The sequence below is a fragment of the Halobacillus sp. SY10 genome (assembly GCF_045401165.1).
Taxonomy (GTDB): Bacteria; Bacillota; Bacilli; order Bacillales; family Halobacillaceae; genus Halobacillus; species Halobacillus aidingensis.
Window position 1 is genome coordinate 3,542,981 of sequence record NZ_CP174345.1, and the last position, 18,076, is coordinate 3,561,056.

General features: G+C 45.4%; 16 protein-coding genes. 1 reads left to right on the plus strand and 15 read right to left on the minus strand.

Going from position 1 to position 18,076, the window contains the following annotated elements; translation table 11 throughout:
• Positions 1–40 precede the first annotated feature (40 nt).
• From zwf to ACJA3J_RS18105, 6 genes are all read right to left on the minus strand, one after another.
• Positions 41–1,486, minus strand: a complete 1,446-nt coding sequence (gene zwf, locus ACJA3J_RS18080; protein ID WP_406946322.1) for a glucose-6-phosphate dehydrogenase — start codon at positions 1,484–1,486, stop codon at positions 41–43.
• A 657-nt stretch (positions 1,487–2,143) separates the two neighbouring features.
• The gene (locus tag ACJA3J_RS18085; protein ID WP_406944849.1) at positions 2,144–3,661 is read right to left on the minus strand and encodes a tripartite tricarboxylate transporter permease; all 1,518 of its coding nucleotides are present in this window, start codon (positions 3,659–3,661) and stop codon (positions 2,144–2,146) included.
• A gap of 16 nt (positions 3,662–3,677) precedes the next feature.
• Positions 3,678–4,136: a tripartite tricarboxylate transporter TctB family protein gene (locus ACJA3J_RS18090; RefSeq protein WP_406944850.1), complete on the minus strand. Its 459-nt coding sequence runs from the start codon at positions 4,134–4,136 to the stop codon at positions 3,678–3,680.
• A 55-nt stretch (positions 4,137–4,191) separates the two neighbouring features.
• The gene (locus ACJA3J_RS18095) at positions 4,192–5,199 is read right to left on the minus strand and encodes a tripartite tricarboxylate transporter substrate-binding protein (RefSeq protein WP_115893697.1); all 1,008 of its coding nucleotides are present in this window, start codon (positions 5,197–5,199) and stop codon (positions 4,192–4,194) included.
• A gap of 247 nt (positions 5,200–5,446) precedes the next feature.
• Positions 5,447–6,121 carry a response regulator gene (locus tag ACJA3J_RS18100; RefSeq protein WP_181898568.1) on the minus strand — a complete coding sequence of 225 codons (675 nt, stop codon included), beginning with the start codon at positions 6,119–6,121 and terminating at the stop codon, positions 5,447–5,449.
• Positions 6,102–7,712, minus strand: a complete 1,611-nt coding sequence (locus tag ACJA3J_RS18105; RefSeq protein WP_406944851.1) for an ATP-binding protein — start codon at positions 7,710–7,712, stop codon at positions 6,102–6,104. Before ACJA3J_RS18105 ends, ACJA3J_RS18100 begins: the two co-directional genes overlap by 20 nt.
• Before the next feature lie 252 nt (positions 7,713–7,964).
• Here ACJA3J_RS18105 and ACJA3J_RS18110 point away from each other — a divergent pair, with 252 nt between their 5' ends.
• Positions 7,965–8,834, plus strand: a complete 870-nt coding sequence (locus tag ACJA3J_RS18110) for an immunoglobulin-like domain-containing protein (RefSeq protein WP_406944852.1) — start codon at positions 7,965–7,967, stop codon at positions 8,832–8,834.
• Between the two features lie 64 nt (positions 8,835–8,898).
• Here the strand turns inward: ACJA3J_RS18110 and ACJA3J_RS18115 are convergent, their stop codons facing one another.
• The 9 genes from ACJA3J_RS18115 to ACJA3J_RS18155 all read right to left on the minus strand — a co-directional run bounded on the left by ACJA3J_RS18115 (position 8,899) and on the right by ACJA3J_RS18155 (position 18,072).
• Complete coding sequence (locus tag ACJA3J_RS18115) at positions 8,899–10,116, minus strand: M20 family metallopeptidase (RefSeq protein WP_406944853.1); 1,218 nt, start codon at positions 10,114–10,116, stop codon at positions 8,899–8,901.
• A gap of 3 nt (positions 10,117–10,119) precedes the next feature.
• On the minus strand, positions 10,120–11,592 hold the full coding sequence (gene panF / locus ACJA3J_RS18120) for a sodium/pantothenate symporter (RefSeq protein ID WP_406944854.1): 1,473 nt from the start codon (positions 11,590–11,592) through the stop codon (positions 10,120–10,122).
• Positions 11,589–11,876, minus strand: coding sequence for a YhdT family protein (locus ACJA3J_RS18125; protein ID WP_406944855.1), 288 nt, complete (start codon positions 11,874–11,876; stop codon positions 11,589–11,591). Before ACJA3J_RS18125 ends, panF begins: the two co-directional genes overlap by 4 nt.
• Before the next feature lie 85 nt (positions 11,877–11,961).
• Positions 11,962–13,398 (minus strand): aldehyde dehydrogenase family protein, encoded by a 1,437-nt coding sequence (locus ACJA3J_RS18130; RefSeq protein ID WP_406944856.1) that lies wholly within the window; start codon positions 13,396–13,398, stop codon positions 11,962–11,964.
• A gap of 20 nt (positions 13,399–13,418) precedes the next feature.
• Positions 13,419–14,174: an SDR family NAD(P)-dependent oxidoreductase gene (locus tag ACJA3J_RS18135; protein ID WP_089651177.1), complete on the minus strand. Its 756-nt coding sequence runs from the start codon at positions 14,172–14,174 to the stop codon at positions 13,419–13,421.
• Between the two features lie 11 nt (positions 14,175–14,185).
• A complete protein-coding gene (locus ACJA3J_RS18140) occupies positions 14,186–15,253 on the minus strand; it encodes a tartrate dehydrogenase (protein WP_406944857.1) in 1,068 nt (355 codons plus the stop codon).
• Between the two features lie 19 nt (positions 15,254–15,272).
• Positions 15,273–16,538, minus strand: coding sequence for a TRAP transporter large permease (locus ACJA3J_RS18145; protein WP_406944858.1), 1,266 nt, complete (start codon positions 16,536–16,538; stop codon positions 15,273–15,275).
• A complete protein-coding gene (locus tag ACJA3J_RS18150) occupies positions 16,519–16,980 on the minus strand; it encodes a TRAP transporter small permease (RefSeq protein ID WP_406944859.1) in 462 nt (153 codons plus the stop codon). The genes ACJA3J_RS18145 and ACJA3J_RS18150 overlap by 20 nt, the downstream gene beginning before the upstream one ends.
• A gap of 93 nt (positions 16,981–17,073) precedes the next feature.
• On the minus strand, positions 17,074–18,072 hold the full coding sequence (locus ACJA3J_RS18155; protein WP_406944860.1) for a TRAP transporter substrate-binding protein: 999 nt from the start codon (positions 18,070–18,072) through the stop codon (positions 17,074–17,076).
• Between the last annotated feature and the right edge of the window lie 4 nt (positions 18,073–18,076).

Consider the following 18,076-nt stretch of genomic DNA (forward strand, 5'->3'; position numbering starts at 1 on the left):
GTTCCGATCAAATCCTTTCCATTCTATCTATAAAAAGTTCTTACCACCATGTATAGCCATCTTCGTTCAAGAGCTTCTCAGCTGCTTCCGGCCCTTCAGATCCAGCTTGGTAGCCGTGAAGAGGGAGAGCATCGTTTTCGAATGCTTCCAAGATTGGCTGGACCCACTTCCAGGATAGCTCCACTTCACTCCAATGAGCGAAATACGTGGAATGACCCTGCATGGCATCATTCAACAAGTTTTCATAGGCTTCCGGCTGGGCATCCAAATTTTTAGAAAAGTTGATATATGCGGGTTCGAACTTCTCGTTAGAATCGTCCTTCAAGTTGATGCGCAAGCCGACACTTTCGTTCGGATTGATTTCAATCATCAACAAGTTGGACACAGCACCTGCCGCATCTTCATCAGCGTCGATTTCGTTCTTGAACTCGATAATGATGCGTGTCGATTTTTTCTCGAGACGCTTCCCTGTACGGATGTAAAAAGGAATGCCTTTCCAATAGTTGTTGTCGATATACAAACGAGCAGCAAAGTACGTATCATTGTTGGAGTTCTCCGCTACACCGTCTTCTTCTAAATAACCAGGGATCGGCTCTGCGTTCATTTCCCCTGCTTCATATTGTCCACGCACCACGTGCTTGGAGATTTCATCTTCCTCTACAGGGCGCAGGGATTCCATAATTGCTTTTTTCTTTTCTTCAATTTCTTTCGGCGTCAGTTTTTCCGGGTGGTGAAGCGCGGTCATCATCACTAACTGCAGCAAATGGTTCTGTACCATATCACGAATCGCTCCAGCTTTATCATAGTAACCCGCTCTTGTACCAACACCGACGGTCTCACTTGCTGTAATTTGGACATTCGCAATCTGTTCATGACTCCAGAGCGCCTTCAGAATCGGGTTCGGACGAATCAAAGATTCAAGGTTCTGCACCATCGGTTTTCCAAGATAGTGGTCAATACGGAAAATCTCTTCTTCCTGGAAAACTTTTGTCAGCTCTGCGTTCAAATGCCTTGCTGAGTGCAAGTCACTTCCGAATGGCTTTTCAACGATCAGACGCTTCCAACCACTTGTGTCCGTGATTCCATTTTCGTGAAGAGATGCCGAGATCGGCTCAATCAACTTCGGTGCAACCGAAAGATAGAACAGACGGTTTTCTGGAATCGAAAGCTCACTTTCTCTTTCTTCAATGAAGGCTTTCAATCCCTGATAAGATTCATCCTTCATCGCATCGAAAATGAAGTAACGGAAAGAAGCAAGGAACTCGTCCAAGTTCGATTCGTCTACATCTCTTCTTGAGAAAGATTCCAGAGACTCTTTAATGATGCTATGGAAGTCTTCCTGCGTGTAAGGTCTACGTCCAAGGCCTACGACGGAAAGGGAATTCGGCATTTTTCCCTCAATATATAAATTATAGAGAGCGGGATAGATTTTACGTTTCGCCAAATCACCGCTTGCTCCGAATAAAACAAAGGTCATGTCGTCCATCATTTCTACGGTATCGATTCCATGACTTTTCGTGTTGTGTTGGTCCATGATTCGTGTTACCTCCTGTACTTTTCAGCTTTTATTAGTATAAAGCATGAGCACCAAATATGTAAGTGAACAGGCTTACGCCACGAACACTGTTTTATTGTTTACCTCATCCATGACATTTATGAAATGTGTCTAAAATGTGTAGCTTGCCATGAAAATTATTTTACTGAAAATTCGGCTGTTTTTAAAGAGGCAACAGGAGGCGTACGGTCCGCATCAGGCTTAATTTCAGCGATGTGAGAAACGTGACGCTTTGTATGTCGGCTATACTCTTAGTGTGAGCGTTTTCACTCTTATTTGCAATAGATTGAAAAAATTTTTCATATTATATTTGATTTTTAAGGTCTATTTGCCCTGGATGATTTGATTTGTTCTCGACTTTGGGTGATATCCTTCTCTATTTGAGCGATTTTCTCTTCACTTTGAGCGATATCTCGATCCATTTGAGTGATTCCTTCTACTTTGAGTGATATATGCCTCCATTTGAGCGATTCTTCCCCTACCTTGATCGATTTCCAGCTCCATTTGAGCGATTCTTTCTCAACTTTGAGCGATACCGTCTTGTCTTAAGCCATACGATAAAAAGAAAAAAGCCGAACGCTCTCCTTTTTAGGAAGCATTCGACTCTTTTTCTGCCTGATCCGCTTGTGCATTTTTTCGATTACGAATGATCGGTACAACGAACGATAGGATACTTACGATGTAAAGTCCGATGGATACTGGATCGGAGATGAGAATGATCATGTCTCCACCTGCAGCCGTCAGAGACTGTCTTAAGGACTGCTCCATCATGCCACCAAGGATGAAAGCCAAGATGAACGGAGCGGCCGGGAAGCTGAATAGTCTCATTAAATAACCGACGAAACCAAAGATCAGCAATAAATATAAATCAAACGTACTGAAGCTGATGGCATAAACACCGATCAAGCTGAAAATCGCGACTAGCGAGATTAGCATTGGACGTGCGATTTTCAATATTTTTGCGATATATGGAATGAGTGGTAAGTTCAAAATCAATAGAAAGATGTTACCGATGTACATACTCGCAATGATGCCCCAGAAAACTTCCGGACGATCTGCCATCAAGAGTGGTCCCGGCTGAATACCGAGGACGAGGAATGCGCCTAACATCACAGCTGTCGTTCCGGATCCTGGTATACCAAGGCTAAGTAAAGGAACGAAGGCACCGCTGGTCGCTGCGTTATTAGCCGTTTCCGGGGCAGACAACCCTTTGATCGATCCTTTTCCGAATTCTTTGGGGTTTTTAGCGATTTTCTTTTCTGAAATATAACCGATGAATGAAGCGATTGTCGCACCTGCACCTGGCAAAACACCAAGAATGAAACCGAGGAACGACTGCCTGCTCATCGGGCCGCGCATCTCTTTGAAATCTGCTTTACTAAGTTTCAAACTTCCGATATCACCCTGATTTTGCAACGATTGATCCTTCCGGTTTTTCACAAGAAAACAAATCTCAGCCAACGCGAATAATCCGAGCGCGATAACAAGAAAATCGATCCCTTCCAGTAAGTTGGGATTGCCAAACGTAAAACGGCTCGTTCCCGTCTGGCCGTCAATTCCTATGGTCGCGACCATAAAACCGATTGTCGCTGTAATCAAAGCTTTGATTGTAGAACCATCAGATAAACTTGCGATTGCCGTCAGACCTAAAAACATGAGGGCAAAATATTGAGGCGGACCGAATGAAACAGCGACCGCAGACAAAGCAGGAGCGAATAACATCAAAAGAACGACGGAAACTGTTCCACCGACGAAAGAGGATATCGCAGCAATCGCCAATGCTTTTCCTGCCTCTCCCCGTTGGGCCATCGGATAGCCATCAAAGGATGTGGCGACCGTTCCGGATATTCCTGGCGCGTTCAAGAGAATGGAAGACGTCGAACCGCCGAATACTGCTCCATAATAGACACCCGCCATCATTACTAAAGCGACAGAGGGATCCATTCCATATGTGATCGGAATCATGATCGCAATTGCACTGATCGGACCAAGCCCTGGCATCATTCCAATCAGCGTACCAGCAACGACACCGATCAAAACGAATAAAATCCCCTGCCAGCTGAACGCGACCTGAATTCCTTGCATTAATCCTTCCATTGCACCCATGGTGACTCACCTCCTCTTAAAATGGTAGTAACCCTTGTGGTAATCGGATTTGTAATAAGTAGTTGAACGAAAGGTACATAATTAGTGGAAATAGAACCGCAACGAGGATGGTCGTGACGAGCTTTCTGTACCCCAGGAACCAGGAACAGGCAAAAATGAATAGCATGGAACTCAAAACAAAGCCGATGATTTCAAGTAAGAAGATGTAAAGAAAAATCATGCCACCGACCGCGAGCAATACTAGCATTTCTTTTTTCGGTACCTGACGTTTTTCTTTTTCCTCTTTGGTTTCTGAAGATTTATCAAAAAATAAAAAGATGGCAAGGATGATCAATAAGAAGCCCAGGATCTTTGGAACGAAATCCGAATCGACCGGCACATAAGGGTATTCCTTTAAGTTATAACTCAAATAAAGATAACCAGCAGCGAACAGAATTAAAAAGATACTCACTTTCTGGTTCAACGTTTTCAGCAAAAACATCACCTTCGATCTAATAGAAAAGGGCCTGCGTACAGACCCTTCCTATCTATTATTGATTCAAACCAAGCTCTTCCATTAAGCTTCCAAGTTGATCCCTTTGTTCATCAAGAAACTGGCTGTATTCTTCACTATTCATGTACATTTCGTCCCAACCGTAGTTGTTACGGATTTCCGCAAATGCTTCCGAATCACTGACTTCTTTCAGTTTTTCTTCATAGTAAGCGACTTGTCCTTCAGTCATATCTCCAGGTCCGAAGAAGCCTCTCCAGTTAACAAACGTGGCATCGATGCCCTGCTCTTTCGCTGTCGGGAAGTCTTCAAGCACTTCACCATCCAAGCGTTCTTCTGCTGTAATTCCTAGCACACGAACTTTTCCGGCTTTTACTTGTTCGACGGTCTCAGCAATCCCTGTAGAATATACGTCAGCGCTTCCGTTCAGGATTTGTGTCATCCCTCCGCCATCTTGAGCAGAAACGTACTTGATTTTTTGAATATCCACACCCGCTTCTTTAGCGATGGTGACAAATTGCATGTGGTCCATCGAACCAGGAGAAGACGTTCCGACGACCGTTACGCTGGAAGGATCGTTTTTCATATCTTCAAACAGCTCGTTCAAGTCCTGCCACTTGGCATCATCTGCGACAGCAAAAGCGGCATAGTCCGCAATCATGTTAGAAAGTGGTGTGAAATCTTCATGTGATAAATCCGACTGTCCGTTCAATGGAACGAAGATCAGTGGAGGCGAAGAAACGAAAATGTTGTGTGGGTTGTTCGTACTGTTTATGTAAGACCAACCGACAGCTCCACCGCCACCTTCTTTGTTGACGACACCGACGTTCTGCTCGGTGATGCCTTCTTCTTCAAGGATTTTCCCAACAGAGCGAGCGGTCGTATCCCAGCCACCGCCGGCACCCGCAGGCGCGACGATTTCGATATTTTTATCCGGCGTCCATTCGCCATCGCCCCCGTCTCCACTCGTTTCCGAAGAGTCGCCGCCACAAGCAGCTAAGAATAAAACAATTAGTAAACTACCCATCATCCATAAATGCTTCTTCATATAATGAATCCCCTCTCTTCTTGCTATTTGATGTTAGTTTATAAGAAACAGGTCTAAATGTAACCGTTTTCAAAATAATCAAAATTAAAAGCATAAAATCAATTAACCAAATAAAATTCACGAGAGTTAATATGTAAGAAACTGTAAGACCTGGTCATCCAATTCTTGTATGACCAGGTCTTACAGTTTTATCCATGCCTTTCAATCCAATAAAAAAACTCGTCCTAATGACGAGTTTCTCCTTAGCTTATCCTCTATAGTATTTCCTCTGAGGCCTACCGACTTTTCCATAGTTCATCTCAGCCTTGCCTTTCCCAATACTGATCAAGTACTCAAGATACCTCCGAGCAGTTGTTTTTGATGCTCCCATCTGCCCGCTTGCCTGTTCAGCAGTCAATCCATTTTCCCGCGCATCAGACAGCATCCTTTCCACCTTTTCAAGCGTCAGCGGATCGATGCCTTTAGGAACAGATATGGTAGTGGCGGCCGCTTCATTGGAAGACTTGATCAACTGATCGACAGCTTCCTGATCGAACGTCTCAATTTGAGCCATCCGCTTTTTCCGCTCCTGATAGTTTTCAATCGTCTCTTGAAATCGTTCCATCGTGATCGGCTTAATGATATAGTCGAACACACCATACTTCAGCGCCTTTTCCACAATCTCTTTTTCCTTCGCGGCGGTAATCATGATCACATCCGTATGTGGAGCGATCGAACGAATGTCATGCAGGAGGTCGACGCCTAACTGATCAGGCATATACACATCCAACAAAAGCAGATCTGGATGCTGTTCCTCAAGCATCTCTAAAGTTTCTTCAGCATTCAAAGCCTTCCCGACAACTTCTACACCATCTACCACTCGCAAAAATTGCGCGTGCAGTTCAGCCACCCTGAAATCATCTTCACTGATCATCACCTTCATCAGGTCCACCTCCTGTATGTTTTGGTAAAAAGATCGAAAACACGGCACCACCATCAGCACTGTTATCCACTTCCATAGTTCCAGATAACCGCTCCACAATCTCCCTCACATTATGAAGACCATATCCCCTATGCTCTCCTTCTTTCGTAGAGAAACCTCGAACAAACAAAGAAGTGTACACACCTTCAGGAATACCCGACCCGTTATCTGACACTTCAAAAACGATATCATGGCCCATATCCGTCACAAAAAACTCGACTCGCTTCTCCTTCTGACCACTCACCGCTTCAAAAGCATTATCAATCATGTTCCCTAACATCGTGATTAACTCTGTCCTTGTGATATACCGGGGGACACGCCGTAACTCCGAATCTTCCTGGATAATGAAGTCTACTTTCTGCTCGGAGGCCGTACTCATTTTCCCCGTCAGGATTGCCTGAACCGTTTCATCCTGAATCCGGTCAAAAATCAAAGTTTGATGCTTTTGCGACATATGGAAATCTTCTTCAATCATTCCCATCGCCTCTTCATGTTTCCCTAACTGCAAAAGCCCGAGCAGTACATACATCTTGTTGGCATGCTCATGCGTCTGGGAGCGCAGACTTTCCGAGTGCCTTTTCACTTCCGACAAAGTCTGAACCATGTTCCTGACTTCTGTCTTATCACGAAAACTGGAAACGACTCCAGCGACCTCTCCTTCATGCATAATCGGCGTTCGATTGACGATAACGACTTTATCCAGCAAAATCATCTCTTCGTCCCTGGTTGCTTTGCCTGTTTCAAGCACCTTGTGCATTTGTGTATTTGGAAAAACCTCAGAAATCAAACGGCCCTCGGCCCCCTCCGACAAGTTCAACAATTCAATGGCCGATTGGTTAATCATCGTCACCCGGCCCGCTGCATCAATGGATATGATCCCTTCTTTTATAGAAGAAAGAATCGCTTCACGCGTTTGGTAAAAGGAAGTGATTTCATAAGGCTCAAGGCCAAGCGTATCTTTTCTTATACTCCGCGCCAGTAAAAGGCTTCCGACAGCCCCGACCACTAATACAAGGACCGCCACACCAAAGACGTTCTCAAGCTTATTCCACACAATGGAACGAACGTCCTCAAGCAGAAAACCGACCGAGACGATGCCGATAATATCCCCATTTTCACCGATGATCGGCGCTTTTCCCCTTAACGAAGGTCCAAGCGTACCTTCTGCTTTTGATATGTAATACTCGCCGTTCTTCAGCGCCCGTTCGTTGTCTCCACCGACCATACGCCTGCCGATTTTCCATTCGTCCGGATGGGCATAACGGATGCTCTCCTTATTTCCGATCACAACAAACTCTGCCCCCGACTCCTCCTGCACACTCAAAGCGATTGGCTGAATGACTTCAGATGGGTTCTCTGTTTCGAACGCTTCTTTAATGGAAGGCATAAAAGAGACGGTACTCGCGACCTGGAGAGCGAGCTGTCCCATTTGATCTTCGACATCTCTTTTTTCCATATAGGCAAAAACACCGGATAACAGTCCGATAACCAAAACAAGTAACGATAAAATCAATACCATAATTTTTGTGCGCAGGGAAACTTTCAATGACATCTCCACCTATGAAAACGTTATCTCAATCTATCGTAACATAGGAGGATATTCTAGAGATTGATAAATTCTGAATTTTTCATCTTCTGAAACTTCAGTTCTCATTTTTCCTCATAAAAAAATAAATTCAAAGTAATTCTTCATGAAAGCTTCCATTCTTAGTGAAAACATTTGATCAAGTGTTCCGACACAAACCCCAGATCTAGTAATATATTCCATGTGATACAATTGAAGAAAACCAAGGGGATGTGTCTAATGCTAAAAACGCTGTTCAGCATCATAACCATCTGTATTATAGCGGTATTTGGGTTATGGATTTATGAAAGCATGACGACCAAAGAAACCTCGGGCAATCCATATAGTGAAGCGATCCCCAGTCAAATGGGAGAACCTGATTCTAGTAAGTATATGTTCACGGAACGCTTTCCTTACACAGAAGAAGAAATCTTAGAAAAAACAGGATATGGGTCGAAAACAGGGGAAGGGTTTAACAGTAGCAATATGATCGCCCCGATTGCTGATTTTCAAATCAACCAGCCTGGAGAAGAACAAGGAACATACATAGAAGGGATCCCAGAAGGACATACAGTCAAAGTAGAACTGATTGAACGGACGAAAGAATTAGAGAAAATGGCTAAGGTAAAAGAAGTGATGTACAAAGAAGGCGAGAAAGGGCTCGTCGCCACCCTCCCGGAAAAAAGAGCCCAACTTTATTCCCTTAGTGCAGAGATGATGAACGGGAATGGAGAGGTCATCGATACTTATGTCGGTATTGTCTATGTACCACCCAAGCCTGAAGTGAATGCAGGAGTTTCTATCGACAAGACTTCCTACTCTCCCACCGACACGATGGATTTCAGAATCACCAATTTCGGTCCTTCCAGGTTAAGTTATGGGGCTAGGTTCATCATTCAATCTTATGAGAATGAGGCATGGAAGACTGTCGAAGGACCAAAAGCAGTCGTAGCTATGGAATATATTCTGCTTCCAAAAGAATCAACTACCCATACTGTCAAACTCGAATCCTACGATCTTGAAAAAGGAAAACACCGAATCATCAAGCGTCTCGGTGTTTCCGACACCGAAGTGGAAGAAGGATTGGCTGCTGAATTTAATATCCAATAATAAAAACAACATAATATTTTATAAAAGTAGAGCCCTGAATCCAATAAATCCAGGGCTCTACTTTTTATGAGTTTAAAAAATTCAAAGCGGCTTGCCTATAGATTTCCGTTGTTTCTGCTAGTTCCTCGATATCCACATATTCGTCAATCTGATGCGGAACTTCACGATCTCCTGCTCCAATCGTTACAATCGGCACACCGGCTACATGTAAAAATGTACCGTCCGTCGCACCAGGAACGCCGTTATAAACCGGCTCTTTTCCGAGAACAGTGCGTACCGCTTCTGAGGTGGCTGTTACAACAGGTTCATCTTTCTCCGTCGATGTCCAAGGACGATCTTCAATGACCGTATAATCTGCTTTGAAATCCGGATCATCCTTGGCAAGTCGATCTAATATTTGCTGTAGCTCTTCTTTCAATACCTCATGGTCCTGACCAGGAACGGTGCGGATATCCAGCGTTGTCATGCATTGTTCCGGGATGACATTGATCTGGGCATCCCCTTTAGCCGGCGATTGTAAAATAGTTGGCGTAATACTTGGCCACCCTAAAGTCGGGTGCTTCCCGAGCCGCTCTTGCTCCCGTTTTTCCAGTTTCTCTAATTCTACGATGATTTTTGCCATCCGCCAGTTCGGGTTAATGCCACTCCATGAGATCGCTCCATGAGCCATTTTTCCATACGCATTCAAAACCACTCTCATAGCTCCGCGCTGGGCGATGCACACTTGGTTTTCCTCAGGTTCGCAAATAATAGCTCCATCTACGGCATCGGCCCAGCCTTGCTTGATAAAGTGTTTGATACCGATCATCATTCCTTCTTCATCACAAGGGATGCATAAAATGATTTTCCCGGACCATTCTTCTTGATCTTCCAGGAGCGATTGGACAGCCGTAATCATGCAGGAGAGGTTCCCTTTCGTATCATTCGTACCTCGGCCGTACATCCGCTCCCCAACAATCTCAGCACCGAAGGGATCGTATGTCCAGGATTCATGATCTCCTTCCGTCACCACATCCGTGTGCCCTTCAAATAAAAGCGTCGGTCCGGGCTTTCCTGAGTCGATCACCCCGATGACGTTCGGCCGCCCAGGTTCCACTTCCTCCACATGAACTTCGATGCCAAGCTTTTTCAGATGGTCAGCCACATAATGAGCCGCTTTTTCCTCATTCCCACCCTCAACTCCAGGTCTGTATACACTTGGGATACGAACAAGCTCTTGAGTTAAAGAAATGACCCGTTTTCGATCACGAATTTTTCTCGTTTCGATTTGTGTATGGGACATAAATTACATGCTCCTCTCTAATTGGTCATGAGAAATGGATTGATTTTGAATGAGTGATTTGGTCAATAAACTAATGGTGACAAAGGCGACAAAGGAAAGGAGAATTGGGACAACAACGTTATGCATACCGAATAAACTCGGGAAAAATTGGTCGACGATGATATAGGAAGCAATCCCGACGACCATCGATGCAAGCGCCCCGTATTTATTCCCGCCATCCCAATAAAGTCCAAGAACCACAGGCCAAATAAAGGTCGCTTCAAGTCCCCCGAAGGCAAACAGGTTCAGCCAAATCAATAAATCCGGAGGGCTTAAAGCCATAAGGAAAACTAAAATCCCAAGGATGGCTGTAACACCAAAGCTCATTCGCTTCACTCGTGTATGCGAAGCATCCGGTTTAATGTAATTTAAATACACATCTTTCACAACAGCAGAGCTGACAAGGAGCAGCAAGGAATCCACCGTGGACATGATGGCTGCCATTGGAGCAGCTAAAACAATACCGGCAAGCCATGGCGGCAGCACTTCCTGGGCAATCAAAGGCATCACTTTGTCTCCCACTTCAATACCAGGAAGGATCGGACGTGCGAATACACCAATCAAGTGCATGTTCAACATGATGAACCCTACAACAATTGTTCCGATAATAAGCGCGCGGTGCATGGAACGGGAGTTTTTATAGGCCATGGCACGAACGGTTACTTGCGGCAAACCGACAACAGCGATACCGACGAGAATCCAGAAGGAGGATACATAAGTCGGGCTTAACCCACCATCGGCACCGTATGGAGTGACGAGGTTCGGGTTCTCTGCCGTAAGGTCTGCCATGATGTTGTCGATTCCACCACCTGCCATGATCGTCGCAATCAGCAAGATGAGCGTGCCCCCAAACATGACGACACCCTGGACCGTATCGGTAAGAGCAACCGCTTTGAACCCACCGATGATGACATAGACGAGAACGGAGACCGCGAAGATGAACAAGGCAGTCGTATAATTCAAACCAGTAAGAGATTCAATCAGACGCGCTCCGCCGACCCACTGGGCAGCCATAGCGGAAAAAAGGAACACGATAATACTGAAAGCAGCGGTCAATACGACCCACTTGCTCTGATAGCGACCTTTCAAATAGTCGATGAGCGTGACCGCTTTATATCGACGGGCCATGATGGCAAACTTTTTACCGAGAATCATCAGTACAAAGTAACCGGTAGCTACCTGGGACATGGAAAGGAGCACCCAGCCGAAGCCTTGAGTATAGGCTACACCCGGACCACCGATAAAACTGCTCGCACTTCCATATGTAGCGATCATCGTCATGGCGAGGATAAATCCTCCGAGCTGCCTGCCTCCGAGGAAGTACTCCTGAAGGAAAGAATCTCCCGTCGCACTTTTAAGAGAACGACTCGACCAAAAGCCAATGGCAAAAATCAAAACAAGGAAAATAGCGAGTGAAATGACGACCGGTGTGTTCATGTTCGTTCACCTTCCTCTTCATCGAAAGGAACTTCCACAAACCAGACCTTCACAACAAAAATGACGAGTAAAGCCATGATGATGAATCCTAAAACACAACTGTAAAAGAACCAGGAAGGTAACCCGAAGACGTATGAATAGTCTTCAGGTGTTCGATCTCCTAAACCGTAAGCGAAAGCAAACCACCAGATGAAGTTGAACACAGCAAGAGCGACTCCAATCAGTGCTTCCCTGTTGGCAATTCTGAACCGGTCATCCTGTTTTTTCTTCCTTTCTTTTTCCAAGACCCCATCTCCTTTTTTTATAGAGTTGAAAACTTCCAAGATAAAAGTTTTCATTGATTCATAGGGTGATCAAAGAAAATTGCGATTACATCTTGACTGCGACATTTTTTAAAATCGTATAGTTTTTCAGAGCTTCAAGCCCCTTCTCTCTGCCAAAGCCACTTTTTTTGTAGCCACCAAAAGGCATCTGAATGCCTCCGCCAGCTCCATAGTTATTGATGAATACCTGTCCGGCTCTTATTTTCCTGGCTAGACGGTGCGCTCGTCCGATGTTTTCCGTCCACACACCTGTCACCAATCCATAAGGGGTGTCATTGGCAAGTTGTATGGCTTCTTGTTCTTCTTTAAAAGTGAACACGCTGAGAACTGGTCCGAATATTTCTTCCTGCGCCACTTCACTGTGGGGATCGAGTCCATCAATGATCGTCGGAGCAATAAAATGACCATCTTCACATCCATCCACATGGACACGCTTGCCTCCTGTTACAAACGAGGCGTTTTCCTTCTTCGCAATGTCTAGAAACATTTCAATCCGCTCGTATTGCTTCTGCGACAAAACGGGTCCCAAGTCAGGATCGTCCAACCCTCTCCCAAGACTTAAGCTTTCCATTTGTTTCTGGATTCGTTGTAAAAATTCTTCCTTTACCCCTTCTTGTATGAGAAGGCGTGACCCAGCCGAACACGTCTGGCCGGCATTCTGAACAATCGATTTGACGATCCACTTTGCGGTCTCATCCAAGTTGGCATCTTCAAAGACGATATTCGGGGACTTTCCACCAAGCTCCAACGTGACAGGAACGATATTCTTTGAACCTGCTTCCATGACGAGCCTTCCCGTCTGGACAGAGCCGGTAAAGGTGATATGGTTGACCTCGGGATGATGAATCAACGCATCCCCGGCTTCTTTTCCGTAGCCCGTAACGACATTGAACACTCCTTTAGGCAAAGAGGTTTCATCAAAAAGTTCCGCAAGTTTCAAGGCTGTGAGAGGCGTATCTTCCGCCGGTTTTACGACGACAGTATTTCCTGTGGCAATGGCAGCGGCCGTACTTCTTGAAGTGATTTGAATCGGGTAGTTCCACGGGATGATATGGGCCGTCACTCCGACAGGCTCCCTCACCGTGTAATCCAATACATCCGCCTGGACAGGGATGGTTTCACCAAAAATTTTGTCAGCCATGCCTGCATAATATTCAAAGTAGCGTGCGGCAGCTTCCACATCACCTCTGGCTTGAGAAATCGGCTTTCCTGTATCCTTCGTTTCCAGTTGAGCCAACTCTTCAGACGCTGCTCTAATTCTCCCTGCCATGTCAAAAAGAATCCTTCCGCGCTCTTCATCGGCAAAATTCTGCCATTCGTCAGATTCAAAGGTCTTCCTTGCGGTAAGCACAGCTCGATGAACATCCTCTTTGCCGCCTCTTGGTACTTCTGCAATGACTTCTTGTGTCGCTGGATCTTTCGTGGCTACCGTTCTTTTATCCTCACTCTCTACCCATTCACCACTTACATACATGTGCTTCATACCTTCACCCCTTCCTCTTTTTAAAGGCCTCTTCCTCCGTCAACGTTCAAGACACTTCCTGTCACCATCCGTGCACCGTCAGAGCTTAAATACATCGCGGCTTCTGCGATATCTTCAGGTGTCACCAACTCACCTAGAGGGACGCTTTTCTTAAACGTATCTTCTTTCACCTGATCGACGTCTCCGCCTTCAGGGCTGAATTTCCCTAGCATACTCGTATCTGACGGGCCAGGATTGATCGCATTCACACGGATTTTGTATTCGGCTAGTTCAATGGCGAGCGCTTTCGTAAAAGCTAACGCCCCTCCTTTTGATGTGACATAGGCATTCAAACCAGGTCGGGGACGTTCAGCAGCAATGGAAGCAACATTGGTGATCACACCAGCACGTTGCTCTCTCATTCCTTTTACCACTTCTTTGCTTATAAGGAATAAAGAAGTCGTATTCACAGCCAATAAACGATTCCAATCAGCGACTTCCACTTCATCAATCGGTGTCGCAGGCTGGGCGATTCCTAAAGTATTCACTAATATGGAGATAGGTCCCAGGAATTCCGTCGCTTTTTCGACGGCCTCCCTCACTTCTATTTCCTCTGTAAGGTTAGCGGAAATGACCTCGAATTGATCGCCGTATTCGCTTTTCCACTTCTCCACCTCATCGACACGCAGATCCAAAGCCGCTACTTTCGCTCCTTCTTCTAAAAACCGCTTCGTAATAACTTGCCCCATTCCACCATTGGCCCCTGTCACGACAACATTTTTATTTTGAAAATTCATCGATTCTCCTCCTACATCTGATGGTAGATTTGTTTGACGATGGCATCTCCGGTTTCAAACGTCTTCGCATTCCCTCCCATGTCAGGAGTCAAAGCTGTCCTCATTTCTATAATTTGTTCAATGGCATTCATCACAACCGACGCTAAGTCGTCCCTTCCTAAATGCTCCAACATTAAAGCGGCCGACCATATTTGCGCAATCGGATTGGCGATTTGTTTTCCAGTAATATCAGGAGCAGAACCATGGATCGGTTCAAACATGGATGGAAAATCGCCTTCTGGATTCAAGTTCGCGGACGGTGATAACCCTAATCCACCGACAAGGGCCGCTCCGAGATCTGTCAAAATATCACCGAATAAATTGGAAGCGACGATGACTTCAAACGATTCCGGACGCTGGACTAAATGGGCAACCAAGGCGTCAATATAGACATCATCGACAGCTATGCCTTCGTAATTCGTGGCCACTTCTTTGACTGATTCATCCCACAGTCTCATCGAGTGGACAATCGCATTGGATTTCGTTGCGTTCACAATCTTTCTAACATCGTTCTTCTGAGCATAGTCGAACGCATAACGGGCCAGGCGTTGAACCCCTTTTTTCGTAATCACCGTATTTTGAATCGCCAGTTCATCAGTTGTTTCCTGATATAACCGACCCCCGATGTTGGAGTACTCCCCTTCCGCATTCTCTCTGAAGACGTAGAAGTCTATAGGTCCATCCGCTTGAATGGGACTCTGAACTCCAGGCAATTGTTTAATCGGGCGGAGGTTCACATATTGATGAAAGTTTTTACGGATCGGCATGATCAGGTCCCAGATCGGGATGTGTTCAGGAACACGACGGTCACCAATGGCTCCAAAGAAGATGGCATCATACTCTTTCAAAGTCGACAGACCGTCTTCCGGCATCATGCGGTTATGCTTCAAATAATATTCCGAATTCCATTCAAAGGATGTGGTCTCTAACTGGAAGGACGAATCTGCTTTGGTTAAAGCGTCCAAGACTTTCATTCCTTCCTCCACGACTTCAGGACCAATGCCATCTCCTGGCAGTACAGCTAATCGATAAGTTTTCACATAATCCCTCCTCGTCTTTTTATTGAATGAACCATAGGCTTAAGAATGGTAAAAAGGAAACAATTAGAACATCGATAATCATAATGATGATGAACGGAATGATCGCACGGACCAGCTTTTCAAATTTGGTCCCCGCAATATTCGCAGCGACGAATAAGTTGACGCCCACAGGAGGCGTAATAAAGCCGATGGCTAAATTGACGATCATAATGATGCCGAAATGCGTAAGGTTAATGCCCATCGCGTTGGCAATCGGAACGAGAATCGGTGTCAGGATAATGATGGCTGCTGAAGTCTCCAAAAAGATCCCGACGAATATGAGTAATAGATTGATGATTAAGAGAGCGATGATCCAATTATCGGTCACTCCGAGCATCGCCTCCGTCAATTGAGCGGGGATGCGTTCACGCGTCAAGTAATAGCCGAAAGCAGAAGCTCCCGCGATGATGAACATGATGACAGCTGATATGACAACAGAAGAAGAGAAAATCTCCGTCAAGTCCGGAAGTTTGATTTCCCTATAAATGAATACGCCGACAATCAACCCGTAAACGACCGCCACAACCGCAGCTTCTGTCGCTGTGAAAATCCCACCATAGATGCCACCAAGGATGATGACAGGCATCAACAGAGCTAAGATCGCATCCGCAAATGCTCTCAAAAACTCTTTGAAGGAATGAGACTCTCCGCCTCCATATCCCTCTTTTACAGAAATGAAAAAGACAAGAACAATTAAGGAACCGACGACCAACACTCCTGGAACAATACCCGCAAGGAACAAATCACTGATCGAAACACCAGCTGTCACCCCGTAAAGAACAAGGGGGACACTCGGAGGAATCATGATTCCTACCGTTCCTCCAGCTGCTTGCAAAGCGGTCGAAAAGCTTTTGTCATAGCCTTTTTTCACCATCGCCGGTATCAACAAAGAACCAACGGCAGCTGTAGTAGCCGCAGCTGATCCCGAAATAGCCGCGAAAAAAGCACAGGCAACAATGGAAACAATGGCCAATCCACCTTTGACTCTGCCGACGATGACATTAGCAAAATGGATCAATCGTCTGGATATCCCGCCGTTTTCCATCAGCTTTCCAGCTAAAATGAAAAAGGGTACCGCTAATAATGGAAAAGAGTCGACCGAATTGAACATGCGCTGAACAATGACAATGATCGATAAGTTTCCTTCTATAAGGAAGACGATTGTCGCCGCCATCCCGAGCGTGACAGCAATTGGAACATTGATTAAAAAAAGGAGGATCAAGATACTAAAGAGCAGGATCGTCATTCGATTCGCCCTCCTTTTTCAACACATCTGCAATCGTATTGGCAAGTAAATTAATGATAAGAAAAATGCCGCTGATTGGAATGACAAGATATACAAAGCCCATCGGTAAATCTAGAACAGGTGAAGTTTGGCTCGTCGATTTGCTAACAAGCTGAAATCCATAGATGACAAGAATAAAAAAGAACGAAAGACTGACGACAGATGCAATGACGGCCATGATTTTTCTACCTAGTAATGGAAAGGAATTCACGAAAAACTCCACCCCTAGATGTGCCCGTAATGACATGGCATAAGCCGCCCCCAGGAAGGTAATCCAAATGAGGCAGTAACGGGCCAGCTCTTCGGTCCATGCGAGCGGTTGTTCAATAAGAAAACGGAAAACCACTTGCATAAATACAGAAACGGTCAATACAGCCAGCAAAAGGTTCAGGAAATGTTTCATCCCCAGGTTTATGTACTTTAAGAATAATTGGATGATAACTCCTCCTCTCTGGATGAAGAGGTAGGGGAAGGGATCTCTTCCCCCAGTTCCCCATCACTCTTGTGCATCAAGAATCTGGTTCAATAAGTCCTGGTATTCGATTTGATCATAAACAGGCTTTACTGCATCTTGGAATGGTTGGGTATCGACTTCTTCAATAATTTGCATCCCTTCATCTTTTAATGTTTGAAGAGACTCTTTTTCCATTTCTACAATCATGTCTCGTTCCATCGCCCCGGCCTTCTGACCTTCCTCCATAACAATGTCGCGGAGGTCTTCCGGAAGTTCATCGTATGTTTGCTGACTCATCATATAAATGGCAACAGAATACACGTGGCCGGTTAATGTCATGTATTCCTGGTTGGCTTCATAAAGTTTGAACTGGTCGGCGACAATGGCCGGGTTTTCCTGGGCATCTACAACTCCTTGCTGCAAGGCCGTCAATGCCTCTGTCCAAGCCATCGGTGTCGGCTGCGCTCCTAATTCTTCAAAAGCTGCCAAGTGAATGTCGTTTTCCTGGGTACGGATTTTCAGCCCTTCAAGATCGGCAGGTTTTTCAACCGGACGCACACTGTTCGTCACATGCCTATAGCCATTTTCCCCCCAGGAAAGTCCGATGATTCCTTCCTCTTCCATTTTGGAAAAGAGCGTATCTCCCACTTCCCCTTCTAAGACGCTGACCGCCTCGTCACGATTTTTAAAGATAAAAGGAGCATCAAGAACTCCGAGTTCTGGAACAAAGTTCGTGACAGGAGCGGTTGATGAAACAACAAGGTCTACCGTTCCAAGTGTCATCCCTTCCGTAAGTTCGCGCTCTGCTCCGATTTCACTGTTCGGGAACACTTCGATTTTCACCCGTCCGTCTGTTCGTTCTTCAACGTTTTCTGCCATTTCAAGGAATCCTAAATGATAAGGGTGATCCTCTGGTAAAGAATGACCAGCCTGAAGCGTGTACGCTTCTTCGCCACCATCAGAAGAAGCATCATCACTTCCACATGCAGCCAAAACCATCAAGAACAAAAGAGAAACCAACCAGAACGAAATTTTTTTCATTACT

Bases quoted from the DNA above. Each gene is read 5' to 3' on its own strand.
- zwf (WP_406946322.1), bottom strand. From the start codon at position 1,486: ATGGACGACATGACCTTTGTTTTATTCGGAGCAAGCGGTGATTTGGCG.
- ACJA3J_RS18085 (WP_406944849.1), bottom strand. From the start codon at position 3,661: ATGGGTGCAATGGAAGGATTAATGCAAGGAATTCAGGTCGCGTTCAGC.
- ACJA3J_RS18095 (WP_115893697.1), bottom strand. From the start codon at position 5,199: ATGAAGAAGCATTTATGGATGATGGGTAGTTTACTAATTGTTTTATTC.
- ACJA3J_RS18100 (WP_181898568.1), bottom strand. From the start codon at position 6,121: ATGAAGGTGATGATCAGTGAAGATGATTTCAGGGTGGCTGAACTGCAC.
- ACJA3J_RS18105 (WP_406944851.1), bottom strand. From the start codon at position 7,712: ATGTCATTGAAAGTTTCCCTGCGCACAAAAATTATGGTATTGATTTTA.
- ACJA3J_RS18110 (WP_406944852.1), top strand. From the start codon at position 7,965: ATGCTAAAAACGCTGTTCAGCATCATAACCATCTGTATTATAGCGGTA.
- ACJA3J_RS18115 (WP_406944853.1), bottom strand. From the start codon at position 10,116: ATGTCCCATACACAAATCGAAACGAGAAAAATTCGTGATCGAAAACGG.
- panF (WP_406944854.1), bottom strand. From the start codon at position 11,592: ATGAACACACCGGTCGTCATTTCACTCGCTATTTTCCTTGTTTTGATT.
- ACJA3J_RS18130 (WP_406944856.1), bottom strand. From the start codon at position 13,398: ATGAAGCACATGTATGTAAGTGGTGAATGGGTAGAGAGTGAGGATAAA.
- ACJA3J_RS18135 (WP_089651177.1), bottom strand. From the start codon at position 14,174: ATGAATTTTCAAAATAAAAATGTTGTCGTGACAGGGGCCAATGGTGGA.
- ACJA3J_RS18145 (WP_406944858.1), bottom strand. From the start codon at position 16,538: ATGACGATCCTGCTCTTTAGTATCTTGATCCTCCTTTTTTTAATCAAT.
- ACJA3J_RS18150 (WP_406944859.1), bottom strand. From the start codon at position 16,980: ATGAAACATTTCCTGAACCTTTTGCTGGCTGTATTGACCGTTTCTGTA.
- ACJA3J_RS18155 (WP_406944860.1), bottom strand. From the start codon at position 18,072: ATGAAAAAAATTTCGTTCTGGTTGGTTTCTCTTTTGTTCTTGATGGTT.